Below are 13,089 nucleotides of genomic sequence, written 5' to 3'. Positions count from 1 at the left end.
ATCTCCTGCCCGGGGCCCGCTCAGCCCGCTCCGAATATCTCGCCCACGACCTGCACCAGGTCGGTCATCGGCCGCAATGCCAGCCCCGTGCCGCCCGCCTTGCTGCGCGTCGGCACGATGGCGCTGGAAAAACCAAGTTTCGCCGCCTCTTTCAAGCGGCTTTCGGTCTGGTTCACCGGCCTCAGGGCGCCTGATAGGCTGATTTCGCCGAAAACGACAGTGTCGGCGGGCAGTGCGACGTCCTCGCGCGCCGACAGTAGCGCGGTCGCCACAGCCAGATCGGCCGCCGGTTCGGCGATCTTCATGCCGCCCGCGACGTTCAGATAGACGTCGAGCCCCGCGAACGGGATGCCGCAGCGCGCCTCCAAGACGGCCAGGATCATCGCCAGCCGCCCGCCGTCCCAGCCCACGACCGAGCGGCGCGGCTGCGCCTGCGGCGTCGGCGCGACGAGCGCCTGGAACTCGGTCAGCATCGGCCGCGTCCCCTCGATTCCGGCGAAGACGACCGAGCCGGCCGCGGGTTCGCCGCGCTCGCTGAGAAACAGCGCCGAGGGGTTGGCGACCTCCGCCAGCCCGGCGCCGGTCATCTCGAACACGCCGATCTCGTCGGCCGGGCCGAAGCGGTTCTTCACGGCGCGCAGGATGCGGAACTGGTGCCCGCGCTCGCCCTCGAAATAGAGCACCGTGTCGACCATGTGCTCGACGACGCGCGGCCCGGCGATCTGGCCGTCCTTGGTCACGTGGCCGACCATCACGATGGCCGTCCCCCGCCGCTTGGCGAACTGCGTCAGCTCATGCGCGGCGGCCCGCACCTGGGTGACGGAGCCCGGCGCGCTGTCGACGGTGTCGGCCCACATCGTCTGGATCGAGTCGATGATCGCCAGCTGCGGCTTCTCCGCCTCCAGCGTCGTCAGGATGTCGCGCAGGTTGGTCTCGGCCCCGAGCTTCACCGGCGCGTCCGCCAGCCCCAGCCGCTGCGCCCGCATCCGCACCTGCGCCGAGGCCTCCTCTCCCGAGATGTAAAGGGTGTTCAGCCCGTTCGCCGCGAACCGCGCCGTCGCCTGCAACAGCAGCGTGGACTTGCCGATGCCCGGATCGCCGCCGACGAGGAGGGCCGAGGCCGGCACCAGCCCGCCGCCCAGCACCCGGTCCAGCTCCTCGATGCCCGACCGGGCGCGTTCGGGCGGCGTCTCCTCGGTCGCGAGATCGGTGAGCGGCAGCGCGGCGCCCTTGGCGGCGCCCAGCGTCTTGCCGGCGGGGCCGGCGGCGGAGACGGGCACATCCTCCTGGATCGTGTTCCAGGCGCCGCAGGCGTCGCAGCGGCCTGACCACTTGGAATGCGCGGCGCCGCAGGCGGTGCAGGAGAAGGCGGGGGTCTTGGCCATGGCCGCTGTGTGCCCGTCTCCGCCGGCCGGCGCAAGCCGCCCGCGCGCGTCAGGGCTGACGCGCGCGCCGCTCGGTCAGGTGCCCGATGCCGATGGAGGCCAGGATGCAGCCGGTGAACAGGTACAGGCCCCAGGCCGTCTCCACCGTCGCCAGCCCCACGCCCTTCACCACCACGATGTAGAGCGCGATCAGGAACACGTCCGCCATCGCCAGCTTGCCCAGGAGGTGCAGCGCCGGCAGGAGCCGCGGCGAGGCCAGGTCGAAATGCACGAGCCCCAGCCCGATGGTCTTCAGGTACGGCGCGAACAGCGCGAAGGCGGTCACCAGCAGCGCCAGCGCCACGTCGGAGTCCCAGAGCGACTGCATCCCCGAGATCACCGAGATCTCCGACAGCCCGAACAGCGGCAAGAGCCCCGCCCGCATCAGCGGCGCGAACCAGGCGATGGGGAACAGCGCCAGAAGCGCGAGGTTGGCGAGTCTCAGGATCATGGCCGCTGCCTTGTAGGCGCAACCGGCCGTTCGGGGAAGTCCCGTCAGGCCGCGCCCGCCAGCCCCAGCGCCGCGCCGCCGGCCGCCGCGACCAGCACCACGGCCCAGGGCGGCGTCTTCCACGCCACCAGGAGCACGAAGCAGACCAGCGCCAGCGCGAAATCCGCCATCCCGCCGATGGCGCTGGTGAAGAGCGGGGCGTAGAGCGCCGCGCCGAGGATGCCGACGACGGCCGCGTTCGCGCCCTGCAGCGCCGACTGCGCCCGCGCGTTGCGGCGCAGCCGGTCCCAGAGCGGCAGCGCCCCCGCCAGCACCAGGAACCCCGGCAGGAACAGCCCGGCCAGCGCGATCAGCGCCCCCGCCGCGCCGTTGGGTGCCGGCCCCGAGACGGCGCCGAGATAGGCGGAAAAGGTGAAGAGCGGCCCCGGGATCGCCTGCGCCGCGCCGTAGCCCGCCAGGAAGGCGTCGGGCGTGACCCAGCCGGGCTGCACCACCTCGGCCTGCAACAGCGGCAGCACCACATGCCCGCCGCCGAAGACCAGCGCGCCGGCGCGGTAGAAGCTGTCGAACAGCGCCGCGGCCTGGCCCGTTCCGGCCAGCAGCGGCAGGACGGCCAGCAGCGCGACAAACACCGCCAGCGCCGCGGCCCCCGCCCGGCGCGACACCGGCACGGCATGCACATCGCCGCCCTTGCCCGCGCCGCGGCCCAGCGCCAGCCCCGCCAGCGCGCCGAGCGCGATCGCCGCGACCATGCCGGCCGGCCCGGAGACGGCGGCCAGCACCACGACGGCCGCGGCGGCGATGCTCGCCCGCGGCGCGTCGGGGCAGAGGCTGCGCGCCATGCCCAGCACCGCCTGCGCCACGATGGCCACCGCCACGATCTTCAGCCCCGCCAGCGCGCCGGTCCCCGCCGGCCCGGAGATCCGCGCCGCGCCCATGGCGAAGGCAAAGAGGATCAGCGCCGAGGGCAGGGTGAAGGCAGCAAAGGCCGCAAGGGCGCCCAACCACCCCGCGCGGAACAGACCCAGCGCGAAGCCGACCTGGCTGGAGGCCGGGCCGGGCAGGAACTGGCACAGCGCCACGAGGTCGGCATAGGCCTCGTCCGACAGCCAGCGCCGCCGCGTCACCAGCTCGTCGCGGAAATGGCCCAGATGCGCGATGGGCCCGCCGAAGGAGGTCAGCCCGAGCTTCAGGAAGGCGGCGAACACCTCGCCGGGCCGTCCGGTGGGGTGTGCCATGCGCGGGGCGTCGTCATGCGTCATGGGCCGCCTTGTCGCGGGAGTTCATGACGCGCGTGCGACAGATGCGGCCTCGGGGCCGGGTGCCAAGAATTTCACGGAAATTCTTGCCAAAAGTCTTCGCAAGACTTTTGCCCGCCGCTCAGCCGTCACCGCCGCGGGCCACGCTCTCGGGCGTCATCTCGACCGCCACTTCCATCACCCGCACCTCGGGCGGGCTGGTGAAATAGCCCGAAAAGCGGCGCATCGACCGGGTGAAGGCGGGCGACTGCGCCATCGCCAGGTAGGACTCCGCTCGCGTCCACAGCGCGATGACGGTGATTTCGCTGCGCTCGCGGTCGACCAGCATCCGGGCGCCACGCCAGTCCGGCTGGGTCCGGACGATCGCCGGGTTGAGGTCGCGGAACTTCGCCGCGAGGGTGTCGATGGCGTCGTGCTTGACTCGAACCGTGGTCTTTACCGCGTACATACATGTCTCCCGTTATCGCACCGCCTCGATCGGTCCCTCGGCCGAGCCGGTGATGAACTGCTGCAGATAGGGATCGTCCCCATCGTCCATTTCCCCCACCGGCCCCGTCCAGTGTATCACGCCCCCGTGCAGCATGGCGACATCGTCGGCGATCGCGCGGACGGAGGACATGTCGTGGGTGATGGTGATCGCCGTCGCCCCCATCTCGACCACGATCTCGCGGATCAGCTCGTTGATGACGCCGGCCATGATCGGGTCGAGCCCGGTGGTCGGTTCGTCGAAGAAGATGATCTCGGGCTCGGCCGCGATGGCGCGCGCCAGCCCCACGCGCTTCTGCATCCCGCCCGACAGCTCGGCCGGAAACAGGTCGGCCACGTCGGGTTTCAGCCCGACGCGCCGCAGCTTTTCCACCGCGATCTCGCGCGCCTCCTCCTTCGGCCGCTTCAGCGAGCCGCGCAGCAGGCGGAAGGCCACGTTCTGCCAGACCGACAGCGAATCGAATAGCGCGCCGCCCTGGAACAGCATGCCGAAGCGGGCGAGGAAGGCGTCGCGTTTCGCACCGCGCGCGCTTTTCGTCACATCCTCGCCATCCAGCAGGATCTGCCCGCTATCCGGCCGGACCAGCCCCAGGATGCATTTCAGCGCCACCGACTTGCCGGTGCCCGAGCCGCCGATGATCACCATCGACGTGCCCTTGTCGACCGACAGGGTCACCCCCTGCAGCACCTTGTTCGCCCCGAAGGCCTTGTGGACGTCGCGCAGCTCGATCATTCGGTGAAGAATACCCCCGTCAGCACGAAGTTCGCCGCCAGGATCAGCACGCTGGCCGAGACCACGGCGTTGGTCGTCGCCCGGCCCACGCCCTGCGCGCCGCGGCCCGACTGCATCCCGTGATAGCAGCCCATCAGCGCCACGATGAAGCCGAAGGCGGCGGCCTTCACCAGGCTGGAGACGATGTCGGACGCCTCCAGGAAATCCACCGTGTTCTTGATATAGGTCGTCGGGTTGAAGCCCAGCCGCGTGACCGCCACCAGGTAGCCGCCCATCACCCCGATGACGTTGCCCACCGCCGCCAGCGCGGGCACCGCCAGCGTCGCGGCCAGTACGCGCGGGACGGTGAGGTATTTCATCGGGTTGGTGGACAGCGTGGTCAGCGCGTCGATCTGCTCGGTCACCTTCATCGTGCCGATCTCGGCGGCGATGGCGGCCGAGACGCGGCCGGCGACCATCAGCCCGGTCAGCACCGGGCCCAGCTCGCGCACCATGCCGATGGCGACGATCTGCGGCACCACCGCCTCGGCGTTGAACCGCGCGCCGCCGGCGTAGATCTGCAGCGCCAGCGCGCCGCCGGTGAAGACCAGGGTCAGGCCCACGACCGGCAGGCTGAGATAGCCGATGAACATCAGCTGCGCCAGGAACTCGCGCCAGTAGAGCGGCGGGCGCACGATATGCGACAGGGTCTCGCCCAGATAGCGCGTCACCCGCCCGATCATCGCCAGCAAGTGCAGCGTCGAGCGGCCGATGGCGGCGACGGGGGACAGGGGGCTCATGACGCGCTCAGCCCCGTGTAGCGGCGGGTGTAGCGGGGGCCGAGCGAGGTGAGGATCTCGTAGCCGATGGTGCCGGCGTTGTCGGCCACGTCGTCCACCGTCTGCATCGTCGACAGCAGGTCCAGCGCCTGCGGGTCACCGTCGAGGCCGGAGATGTCGACGGTGATCAGGTCCATCGAGACGCGGCCGACGACGGGGCAGGGGACGGTGCCGTGATACATCACCGCCTTGTTCGACAGCGCCCGGTGGATGCCGTCGGCATAACCGGCGGCGACGGTGGCCAGCCGCGTCGGCTTGTCGGCCCACCAGGTGTTGCCGTAGCCCACGGGTTCCCCCTTCTCGACGTCGCGGACCTGGATGACGGGCAACGACAGCCGCACCACGGCGGCCGCGTCGGCGAAGGGCATCCCGCCGTAAAGCCCGATCCCCGGCCGGGTCATGTCGAAGTGATAGTCCGGCCCCAGCAGCGTGCCCCCGGTGGCCGCGATCGACAGCGGCACGCCCAGCCCGCGCGTCATCTCGCGAAACTTGTCGAGTTGGCGGCGGTTCATCGGGCGGTCGGGCTCGTCGGCGCAGGCGAGGTGGCTCATGATCAGCTGCGGCCCCTGGCGCATGGTCAGGTCGCGGACGGCCAGCCACTCGCCCGCCTCCATCCCCAGCCGGTTCATGTCGGAATCGAGCTGGATGCCGAAGGGGGCGCCGGGCAGCGCCTCGAAATGCCGCGTCATCTGCTCGATGGAGTTCAGAAGCGGGATCAGGCCGAGATCGCCGATCATGTCGGTGTCGCCCGGCATGTGGCCGCCATAGACGAAGATGCGCGGGTTCGGCCCCACCGCCTCGCGCAGCGCGGCGCCCTCCTCGGCGACGGCGACGAAGAAGCTGCGCGCGCCGGCGGCGTGAAGCGCCCGGGCGACCGGGCCGATGCCCAGCCCGTAGCCGTCGGCCTTGACCGTCGCGGCGGTCTCGACCGTGGCGGCGGAGCGGGCGTCGAGCGCGCGCCAGTTCTCGGCGATCGCGGCGAGGTCGATGGTCAGGCGTCCGGTGCTCATGGGGGGTGTTTTGACGACGCCCGCGGCCGGGCGCAAGGGCCGCCTGGGCGATGCGCGCCGTCCGGCCCGCGCGCCCGCGATTTTTCGACGAAAAATCGGGCGCCGGGCGGGCGGGGTCAGGGGGTCCACATGTTGCGGCGTTGCTCCCACATCTTCTCGCCGATCAGGCAGTCGTAGGGGGCGGGCGCCGCGAACTGCACCGGCACCGCGCGCACCGGCGGCGGGGCGCCGACCATTTCCAGCACCAGCTTGCGCCGCACCGCGCCGGCGAAATCGGCCCAGTCGGTCACCGGGATCACGAAGGCGCCCGGCCCGCCCACCACGCAGTCGCGGTAGTACCGGTCGAGGTCGTCAAGATGCCACTGGCTGCCCATCCCCTCGCGCGTCATCAGGGGCAGCCCGTTGATCACGATGCCCCGCGCCAGCGCAGCGTCGCGGGCGCGGATCACCGGGCGTCCCTGGTTGTTCGGCCCGTCGCCCGAGACGTCGATCACCCGCCGCAGCCCGGCATAGGCGTTGCCGTCGAGGCTCGCCGCGGCGAAGTCCAGCGCGCCGGAGATCGAGGTGCGCCGCAGGGCGGCGTTGAACTCGGCCGTCAGCGTCGCGGCGAAGGCGTCGAGATCGTCCCGCGTCTCCAGCAGCCGCCAGTCGACGATCACCCGCTGCGACCCCCGGCCGGCCCATTCCACATAGGCCATCGCCACCCGCCGCAGGAGCCCCGCGCGCAGCGCCTCGTAGACCGCGTCGCTCCGCAATGCCTCGGCATAGCCGCGCCTTTGGATTTCCAGCTCGCGCGGGGTCATCGAGCGGGAGACGTCGACCATCAGGATCAGTTCCAGATCGACCTCCACCGGCTGCGCGGCCGCGGGCGCGGCGAGGAGCGGGGCGGCGATCAGGGCGAGGAGGCGGGCGAGGCGGCGCATGACCCGACTGTGCGGAGCCGCGCGGCGCGCTGTCCAGTCACATGTCGGGGAACGGGCGGCCGGTCAAAGGTGCGCTGCCGCGCAAGCCTGTTTCGCGAGCGGTGCCGCGACGCTTCTGGCGACGGTTCGGGGCTGTGGCACGGTGGGAGATAGCTTCGGGCTCACCAGAGCGAATGCACGCTCCGAAACCGCCCACGCCCGAGCCTTGCCTGGCAGCCGCCGGCCCGCCGGTCAAGAGAAATAGCCGTCTCCCCATTGCATGGGGCCCCTCGGCGATTTCTCCTGACCGGCAGCCCGTCGCCCGCCCTGCAGGTCTCGGGCAAGGGCGGCTCCGGAGCGAATGCGGTTGGGTCAGAAATCGCCTTGGGGTATGTCGCTGCCCTGCTGCCAGGGTTTGACGAGGTTGCCGAAGCGGGTGAACTGCGACTCGAAGGCCAGTTCGACCGTGCCGATCGGGCCGTGGCGCTGCTTGCCGATGATCACCTCGGCCTTGCCGTGCAGCCGTTCCATGCGTTCCTGCCAGGCGCCCATCTCCTCCAGCTTGTCGTCGGAGGGCTTTTCCCGTTCGGCATAGTATTCCTCGCGGAACACGAACATCACCACGTCCGCGTCCTGCTCGATGGAGCCGGATTCGCGCAGGTCCGACAACTGCGGCCGCTTGTCGTCGCGGCTTTCGACCATCCGGCTCAGCTGGGACAGAGCGACGACGGGGATGTTCAGCTCCTTCGCGACGGCCTTCAGGCCCATCGAGATCTCGGCGATCTCCTGCACCCGGTTGTCGGCGCTGCCGCGCACCAGCTGCAGGTAGTCGACGATCAACAGGTCGAGCCCGTGGGTCCGCTTCAGCCGACGCGCGCGGGCGGCGAGCTGGGCGATGGGGATCGCCGGCGTGTCGTCGATGAAGAGCGGGCAGGCCTCCAGCGCCTTGGCGGCCTCGACGAAGCGGCGGAACTCCGCCTCGGTCATGTCGCCCTGGCGGATCTGGTGGCTGGAGATTTCCGAGGCTTCGGCGAGGATCCGGGCGGCGAGCTGCTCGGCCGACATCTCCAGCGAGAAAAAGCCCACGACGCCGCCGTTCACCGCGCCTTCGCTGCCGTCGGGGAGCGCGCCGCGCTTGTAGGCCTTGGCCACGTTGAAGGCGATGTTGGTCGCCAGCGACGTCTTGCCCATCGACGGCCGGCCGGCGAGGATCAGCAGGTCCGACTTGTGCAGCCCGCCGAGCTTGCGGTCCATGTCGGCGAGCCCGGTGGACAGGCCGGCCAGCCCGCCGTCGCGCTGGTAGGCGGCGTTGGCCACGTTCACGGCGTCGGTCACCGCGCGCAGGAACGACTGGAAGCCCGATTCCGCCTGCCCCTGCTCGCCCAGATTATAAAGCGCCTGCTCCGCCTCGACGATCTGCTCCTTCGGCTCGCTTTTCACGTCGACCTTCTGGGCGCGCGCCGCGATCGACTGGCCGAGCTGGATCAGCTCGCGCCGGATCGCGAAGTCGTAGATCATCTGCGCGTAATCCCGCGCCGCGTAGACCGAGATCGCCGCGCCGGCGAGACGCGCCAGATAGGCCGCGCCGCCCAGCTCCTTCAGACCCTCGTCGTCCTCCATGAACGCCTTCAGCGTCACCGGCGAGGCCAGCGCGTTCTTGGCGATGCGCGCGGCGGCGACCTCGTAGATCCGCGAATGGACCGGGTCGTAGAAATGCTGCGCCCCGACGATGGCCGAGACCTTGTCGTAGGTTTCGTTGTTGGTGAGGATCGCGCCCAGAAGCTGTTGTTCGGCCTCGATGCTGTGCGGCAGCGCGCCCTCGTCGCCGTCCGCCTGCCCCTGGCGGATTGCCGTGATCTCGTTCATGTCCTGCCCCGTGTGATGGTTCGGCCCTCTTAACGAAGCTTTAGGGCGCGGCCTATCTGGAAATCTCGGGGGATAAGCCCCGGGATAAGCGGCCCCGACACCTGCCTGTTACATCGCGCCGGGGCACATCTGCGCGGCCCGTCGCTCTGTCCGACCAGATATAGACCAGAGAAGCGATTCTGTGGAGGGGGTCATTCACAGAAGGTCCACAGGACGGCGCCCGCCTGCCGCGTGGTTTCGCGCCTAGCTGTGCGCCTCCTGCCACGCCCGGGGCTGGGTCAGGAATTCCTCGACCTCGGCCAGCGTCTCGGCGTCGAAGGCCTTGGTCTCGCGGGCGTAGGACAGCACGTCCCACCAGGTGCACAAGGAATGCAGCGCCACGCCGTGATCGCCCAGGGTCTGCATCGTGTCGGGGAAGATGCCGTAATAGAAGATCACCGCGGTGTGGCCGCAGCTGGCCCCGGTCTCGCGGATCGCGTCCACGAAGGACAGCTTCGAGCCGCCGTCGGTCGTCAGGTCCTCGACCAGCAGCACGCGCTGGCCCACGGTCATCTCGCCCTCGATCCGGGCGTTCCGGCCGTAGCCCTTGGGTTTCTTGCGCACGTAGGTCATCGGCAGCGCCAGCCGCTCGGCGACCATCGCGGCAAAGGGGATGCCCGCGGTCTCGCCGCCGGCGATGTTGTCGAACGCCTCGAAGCCGGCATCGCGCATCACCGTGACCGCGAGGAAGTCCATCAGGGTGGACCGGATGCGGGGGTACGAGATCAGCTTGCGGCAGTCGATATAGGTCGGCCCCTTCAGGCCCGAGGCATAGGTGTAGGGGTCACGCGCGTTGAAATGGACCGCGCCGATCTCCAGCAGCATCTGCGCGGTGAGGCGGGCGATCTCGGCCTTGTCGGGGAACGAACTCGGTATCATGCAGCTTCTTCTCGTTTCAAATACGCAATAGCGCCCGCGCCGCCCTAGAGCGTCACGTGCCAGTGCAGCGCCATGCCGGGGTCGAAGACGGTGACGGGCCCGTCGCCGGTGTCGATGCGGGCGGGGGAGTCGACCGGGCCGCCCTTGGCCAGCGTCACGGTCTCGTCGTTCGGCGGCAGCCCGTAGAAGGCCGGCCCGTTCCGCGACGCGAAGGCCTCCAGCGTCTCCAGCCGGCCGGCCGCCTCGAACACCTCGGCCAGGACCGAGATCGCGTTCGGCGCCGTGAAGCAGCCGGCGCAGCCGCAGGCGGTCTCCTTGGCCGCGTCGACATGCGGCGCGCTGTCGGTGCCCAGGAAGAAATGCGCGTCGCCCGAGGTCGCGGCGGCCACCAGCGCGCGGCGGTGCTCCTCGCGCTTGGCCACCGGCAGGCAGTAGTAATGCGGCCGGATGCCGCCTACCAGGATGTGGTTGCGGTTGATGACCAGGTGATGCGCGGTGATCGTGCCGCCCATATCCGCCTGCGACCGGACGTAGTCGGTGCCCTGTTCGGTGGTGATATGCTCCATCACCACGCGCAGCCCCGGCGTTGCCCGGCGGATCGGGTCGAGCACCCGGTCGATGAACACCGCCTCGCGGTCGAAGATGTCGACCTCGGGGTCGGTCACCTCGCCGTGGACGCAGAGCGGCAGGCCGATTTCGGCCATCCGTTCCAGCACGCCGCGGACCTTGTCGAAATCCGTGACGCCGGAGGCGGAGTTCGTCGTGGCCCCGGCCGGATAGAGCTTCACCGCCTTCACCAGGCCGGACGCGGCGGCCTGCGCCACGTCCTCGGGGTCGGTCTCCTCGGTCAGATACAGCGTCATCAGCGGCTCGAACGCCATGCCCTCGGGCAGGGCGGCGCGGATGCGGTCGCGATAGGCCGCGGCGTCGTCGCCGGTGACCACGGGCGGGACGAGGTTGGGCATGATGATGGCGCGGGCGAAGTGGCGGGCGCTTTCCGGCAGCACGGCCCGCATCATCGCGCCGTCGCGCAGGTGCAGGTGCCAGTCGTCGGGGCGGCGGATCGTCAGCGTGTCGGTCATGCGCCCGGCCTTTACCCGATCCGGCCGCGCCGCGCCACGGCAAATCAGGGGCTTTGCAAAGCGCCCCCGATACGGGCAATCTGACCGCGAAAGCGGCGCCCGGCGCGGCCCCGGGCGGCCGGGGACGCGCGGGCGATTGCGGGGGCCGGGGCGGCCCCTTATCGAGGAGAGGCCACAAGCCGGGCGCCAGATGTACCATGACAGCGTGACAGTTCCGCAGATGCAGCGCGCCCGGGGGCGGGCGGCCGCCGGTTTCGCCCTGCGGGGCGGGCGCGTGCGGCTGACCGAGCTGCACCAGTCGGGTTCGGCCAAGGCGATGCTGCCCCGGGTCCATGCCGCCACGCCCGAGGTGGTGTTCCTGAACACCGCCGGCGGGCTGACCGGCGGCGACCGGATGGCCTATGCGCTGGAGGTGGGCGCGGGCGCGCGCGTCACCGCCACGACCCAGGCGGCGGAGCGCGCCTATGCGGCCTCGGGCGGCGTGGCGGAGCTGGACGTGGCGATCGCGGCGGGGCCGGGGGCGGAGGTCGCCTGGCTACCGCAGGAGACCATCCTGTTCGACCGCTCCGCGCTGGCGCGGCGGACCAGCGCGACGCTCGCCGGCGATGCCCGGCTGGTAATGGCCGAGACGCTGGTTCTGGGCCGCGCCGCGATGGGCGAGACGGTCGCCACGCTGAGCCTCGCCGACCGGCGCGAGGTCACGCGCGACGGCGCCCCGGTGCTGCTGGAGCCGCTGGCGATCGACAGCGCGGCGCTCGCCCGCCGCGGCGGCGCGGCCGTGCTGGGTGGCGCGCGCGCGATGGCGACGGTTGCGCTGGTCGCGCCGGGAGCGGAGGATGCGCTGGGCCGGGTCCGCGCCGCGCTGACCGACCCGGCGGTCGAGGCCGCGGCCAGCGGCTGGGACGGCAAATGCGTGGTGCGGATGCTCGCGCCCGACGGATTTCCCCTGCGCCGCCTGGTGGCGCGGGTGATCGAGACCCTGACGCCGGGGCCGCTGCCCCGGGTCTGGCAGATGTAGATGGAGGGGACATGAACCTGACGCCCAGGGAAAAGGACAAGCTGATGGTCAGCGTCGCCGCGATGGTGGCGCGCGGCCGGCTGGAACGGGGGGTGAAGCTGAACCACCCCGAGGCCGTGGCGCTGATCACCGATTTCGTGGTGGAGGGCGCGCGCGACGGCCGCCCCGTCTCGGAGCTGATGGAGGCCGGCGCCCATGTCATCACCGCCGCGCAATGCATGGAGGGCATCCCCGAGATGATCCATGACGTGCAGGTCGAGGCGACCTTTCCGGACGGCACCAAGCTCGTGACCGTGCATCACCCGATCCGCTGAAGGAGGCCCCCATGCTGATCACGCTGATCCTCGGTGCGCTGGCGGCGGTGGTGGCGGCCTCGGCCGAGCCGCATGTCAAGCGGGCGCTGGAGAACACGATGATGGCCGAACAGGCGCTGTCGCCCGTCGACCTGAAGATCTTCGCCTTCGCCGTGACGCTGTTCGTCGCGGCGATCCTGTCCAACATCATCGGCAACGGCGGCGCGGTGTCGCTGACGCTGGGTGCCGTCGCCGGGCTGATCTTCACCCGCCTCGTCGTGTCCCCGAAGGAGTAACCCAATGATCCCCGGAGAAATCCTCGCCGCCCCCGGCGACATCACCCTGAACGACGGGCTGGAGGCGATCACCCTGGCCGTGTCCAACACCGGCGACCGGCCGGTGCAGGTGGGCAGCCACTATCATTTCGCCGAGACGAACCCGGCGCTGGACTTCGACCGCAATGCGGCGCGCGGCATGCGGCTGGACATCGCCGCCGGCACCGCCGTGCGGTTCGAACCGGGCCAGACCCGCGAGGTGCAGCTGGTGCCCTATGGCGGCAAGCGGGCGGTCTGGGGCTTCAACCAGAAGGTCATGGGGCCGCTCTGACATGGCGGTGGTGGACCTGACCCACCACTGTGACGCGCCGCCCGGGCGGGTCGGGCGGCTGGCCGCCGACGATGGCGCGCTGGCGGAGGTCTGCCGGCGGAGGATGACACTGCACGACACTGGAATTGCCGTGGGACATTTCCACCTGCGTCGCGCGGCGGAACGCCGTGCAGCGCCGCCTCTCGGCGATTGCTCTGCAATCGCCTGTCGGCAGGGCATTTCG

16 protein-coding genes are annotated in these 13,089 nt (G+C 70.7%); 5 read left to right on the top strand and 11 right to left on the bottom strand.

Annotation, left to right across the window (positions count from 1 at the left end):
* Positions 1 to 20: 20 nt before the first annotated feature.
* The 11 genes from radA to pyrC all read right to left on the bottom strand — a co-directional run bounded on the left by radA (position 21) and on the right by pyrC (position 10,949).
* Entirely contained in the window at positions 21 to 1,385 is a 1,365-nt protein-coding gene (gene radA, locus P1J78_RS18435) for a DNA repair protein RadA (RefSeq protein ID WP_275568853.1), read from the bottom strand.
* Positions 1,386 to 1,434: 49 nt separating this feature from the next.
* Positions 1,435 to 1,872 carry a paraquat-inducible protein A gene (locus P1J78_RS18430; protein ID WP_275568869.1) on the bottom strand — a complete coding sequence of 146 codons (438 nt, stop codon included), beginning with the start codon at positions 1,870 to 1,872 and terminating at the stop codon, positions 1,435 to 1,437.
* Between the two features lie 47 nt (positions 1,873 to 1,919).
* The gene (gene chrA / locus P1J78_RS18425) at positions 1,920 to 3,113 is read right to left on the bottom strand and encodes a chromate efflux transporter (RefSeq protein WP_275568852.1); all 1,194 of its coding nucleotides are present in this window, start codon (positions 3,111 to 3,113) and stop codon (positions 1,920 to 1,922) included.
* 142 nt (positions 3,114 to 3,255) lie between these two features.
* The gene (locus tag P1J78_RS18420; RefSeq protein ID WP_275568851.1) at positions 3,256 to 3,582 is read right to left on the bottom strand and encodes an antibiotic biosynthesis monooxygenase family protein; all 327 of its coding nucleotides are present in this window, start codon (positions 3,580 to 3,582) and stop codon (positions 3,256 to 3,258) included.
* Positions 3,583 to 3,594: 12 nt separating this feature from the next.
* Positions 3,595 to 4,353, bottom strand: a complete 759-nt coding sequence (locus tag P1J78_RS18415) for an ABC transporter ATP-binding protein (protein ID WP_275568850.1) — start codon at positions 4,351 to 4,353, stop codon at positions 3,595 to 3,597.
* The gene (locus P1J78_RS18410) at positions 4,350 to 5,132 is read right to left on the bottom strand and encodes an MlaE family ABC transporter permease (protein WP_275568849.1); all 783 of its coding nucleotides are present in this window, start codon (positions 5,130 to 5,132) and stop codon (positions 4,350 to 4,352) included. The genes P1J78_RS18415 and P1J78_RS18410 overlap by 4 nt, the downstream gene beginning before the upstream one ends.
* A complete protein-coding gene (alr, locus tag P1J78_RS18405; RefSeq protein ID WP_275568848.1) occupies positions 5,129 to 6,181 on the bottom strand; it encodes an alanine racemase in 1,053 nt (350 codons plus the stop codon). The genes P1J78_RS18410 and alr overlap by 4 nt, the downstream gene beginning before the upstream one ends.
* Positions 6,182 to 6,297: 116 nt before the next feature.
* On the bottom strand, positions 6,298 to 7,104 hold the full coding sequence (locus P1J78_RS18400) for a DUF1194 domain-containing protein (RefSeq protein ID WP_275568847.1): 807 nt from the start codon (positions 7,102 to 7,104) through the stop codon (positions 6,298 to 6,300).
* 351 nt (positions 7,105 to 7,455) lie between these two features.
* The gene (locus P1J78_RS18395; RefSeq protein ID WP_275568846.1) at positions 7,456 to 8,949 is read right to left on the bottom strand and encodes a replicative DNA helicase; all 1,494 of its coding nucleotides are present in this window, start codon (positions 8,947 to 8,949) and stop codon (positions 7,456 to 7,458) included.
* A 243-nt stretch (positions 8,950 to 9,192) separates the two neighbouring features.
* Complete coding sequence (locus tag P1J78_RS18390; protein ID WP_275568845.1) at positions 9,193 to 9,867, bottom strand: orotate phosphoribosyltransferase; 675 nt, start codon at positions 9,865 to 9,867, stop codon at positions 9,193 to 9,195.
* Positions 9,868 to 9,911: 44 nt separating this feature from the next.
* Positions 9,912 to 10,949 carry a dihydroorotase gene (gene pyrC / locus P1J78_RS18385; protein ID WP_275568844.1) on the bottom strand — a complete coding sequence of 346 codons (1,038 nt, stop codon included), beginning with the start codon at positions 10,947 to 10,949 and terminating at the stop codon, positions 9,912 to 9,914.
* A 190-nt stretch (positions 10,950 to 11,139) separates the two neighbouring features.
* Between pyrC and P1J78_RS18380 the strand changes: the two genes are divergently transcribed.
* The 5 genes from P1J78_RS18380 to P1J78_RS18360 all read left to right on the top strand — a co-directional run.
* Complete coding sequence (locus tag P1J78_RS18380; protein WP_374213348.1) at positions 11,140 to 11,967, top strand: urease accessory protein UreD; 828 nt, start codon at positions 11,140 to 11,142, stop codon at positions 11,965 to 11,967.
* An 11-nt stretch (positions 11,968 to 11,978) separates the two neighbouring features.
* Positions 11,979 to 12,281, top strand: a complete 303-nt coding sequence (locus P1J78_RS18375; protein ID WP_275568842.1) for an urease subunit gamma — start codon at positions 11,979 to 11,981, stop codon at positions 12,279 to 12,281.
* A gap of 11 nt (positions 12,282 to 12,292) precedes the next feature.
* On the top strand, positions 12,293 to 12,556 hold the full coding sequence (locus P1J78_RS18370; protein ID WP_275568841.1) for a hypothetical protein: 264 nt from the start codon (positions 12,293 to 12,295) through the stop codon (positions 12,554 to 12,556).
* Between the two features lie 4 nt (positions 12,557 to 12,560).
* Positions 12,561 to 12,866, top strand: a complete 306-nt coding sequence (locus P1J78_RS18365) for an urease subunit beta (protein ID WP_275568840.1) — start codon at positions 12,561 to 12,563, stop codon at positions 12,864 to 12,866.
* A gap of 1 nt (position 12,867) precedes the next feature.
* Positions 12,868 to 13,089: hypothetical protein (locus P1J78_RS18360; protein WP_275568839.1), on the top strand; the 222-nt coding region annotated here is incomplete at its 3' end.

It is taken from the genome of Psychromarinibacter sediminicola (genome assembly GCF_029168335.1).
Classification (GTDB): Bacteria; Pseudomonadota; Alphaproteobacteria; order Rhodobacterales; family Rhodobacteraceae; genus Psychromarinibacter; species Psychromarinibacter sediminicola.
Note: the sequence above shows the minus strand (reverse complement) of the source record. Positions and strands in the feature narration are given on the sequence as shown.

Excerpts from the sequence above, each read along its gene's own strand:
- P1J78_RS18420 (WP_275568851.1), bottom strand. The coding sequence starts at position 3,582 with ATGTACGCGGTAAAGACCACGGTTCGAGTCAAGCACGACGCCATCGAC.
- P1J78_RS18400 (WP_275568847.1), bottom strand. The coding sequence starts at position 7,104 with ATGCGCCGCCTCGCCCGCCTCCTCGCCCTGATCGCCGCCCCGCTCCTC.
- P1J78_RS18410 (WP_275568849.1), bottom strand. The coding sequence starts at position 5,132 with ATGAGCCCCCTGTCCCCCGTCGCCGCCATCGGCCGCTCGACGCTGCAC.
- pyrC (WP_275568844.1), bottom strand. The coding sequence starts at position 10,949 with ATGACCGACACGCTGACGATCCGCCGCCCCGACGACTGGCACCTGCAC.
- chrA (WP_275568852.1), bottom strand. The coding sequence starts at position 3,113 with ATGGCACACCCCACCGGACGGCCCGGCGAGGTGTTCGCCGCCTTCCTG.
- P1J78_RS18415 (WP_275568850.1), bottom strand. The coding sequence starts at position 4,353 with ATGATCGAGCTGCGCGACGTCCACAAGGCCTTCGGGGCGAACAAGGTG.
- P1J78_RS18375 (WP_275568842.1), top strand. The coding sequence starts at position 11,979 with ATGAACCTGACGCCCAGGGAAAAGGACAAGCTGATGGTCAGCGTCGCC.
- P1J78_RS18380 (WP_374213348.1), top strand. The coding sequence starts at position 11,140 with ATGTACCATGACAGCGTGACAGTTCCGCAGATGCAGCGCGCCCGGGGG.
- P1J78_RS18370 (WP_275568841.1), top strand. The coding sequence starts at position 12,293 with ATGCTGATCACGCTGATCCTCGGTGCGCTGGCGGCGGTGGTGGCGGCC.
- radA (WP_275568853.1), bottom strand. The coding sequence starts at position 1,385 with ATGGCCAAGACCCCCGCCTTCTCCTGCACCGCCTGCGGCGCCGCGCAT.
- P1J78_RS18395 (WP_275568846.1), bottom strand. The coding sequence starts at position 8,949 with ATGAACGAGATCACGGCAATCCGCCAGGGGCAGGCGGACGGCGACGAG.
- P1J78_RS18390 (WP_275568845.1), bottom strand. The coding sequence starts at position 9,867 with ATGATACCGAGTTCGTTCCCCGACAAGGCCGAGATCGCCCGCCTCACC.
- P1J78_RS18365 (WP_275568840.1), top strand. The coding sequence starts at position 12,561 with ATGATCCCCGGAGAAATCCTCGCCGCCCCCGGCGACATCACCCTGAAC.
- alr (WP_275568848.1), bottom strand. The coding sequence starts at position 6,181 with ATGAGCACCGGACGCCTGACCATCGACCTCGCCGCGATCGCCGAGAAC.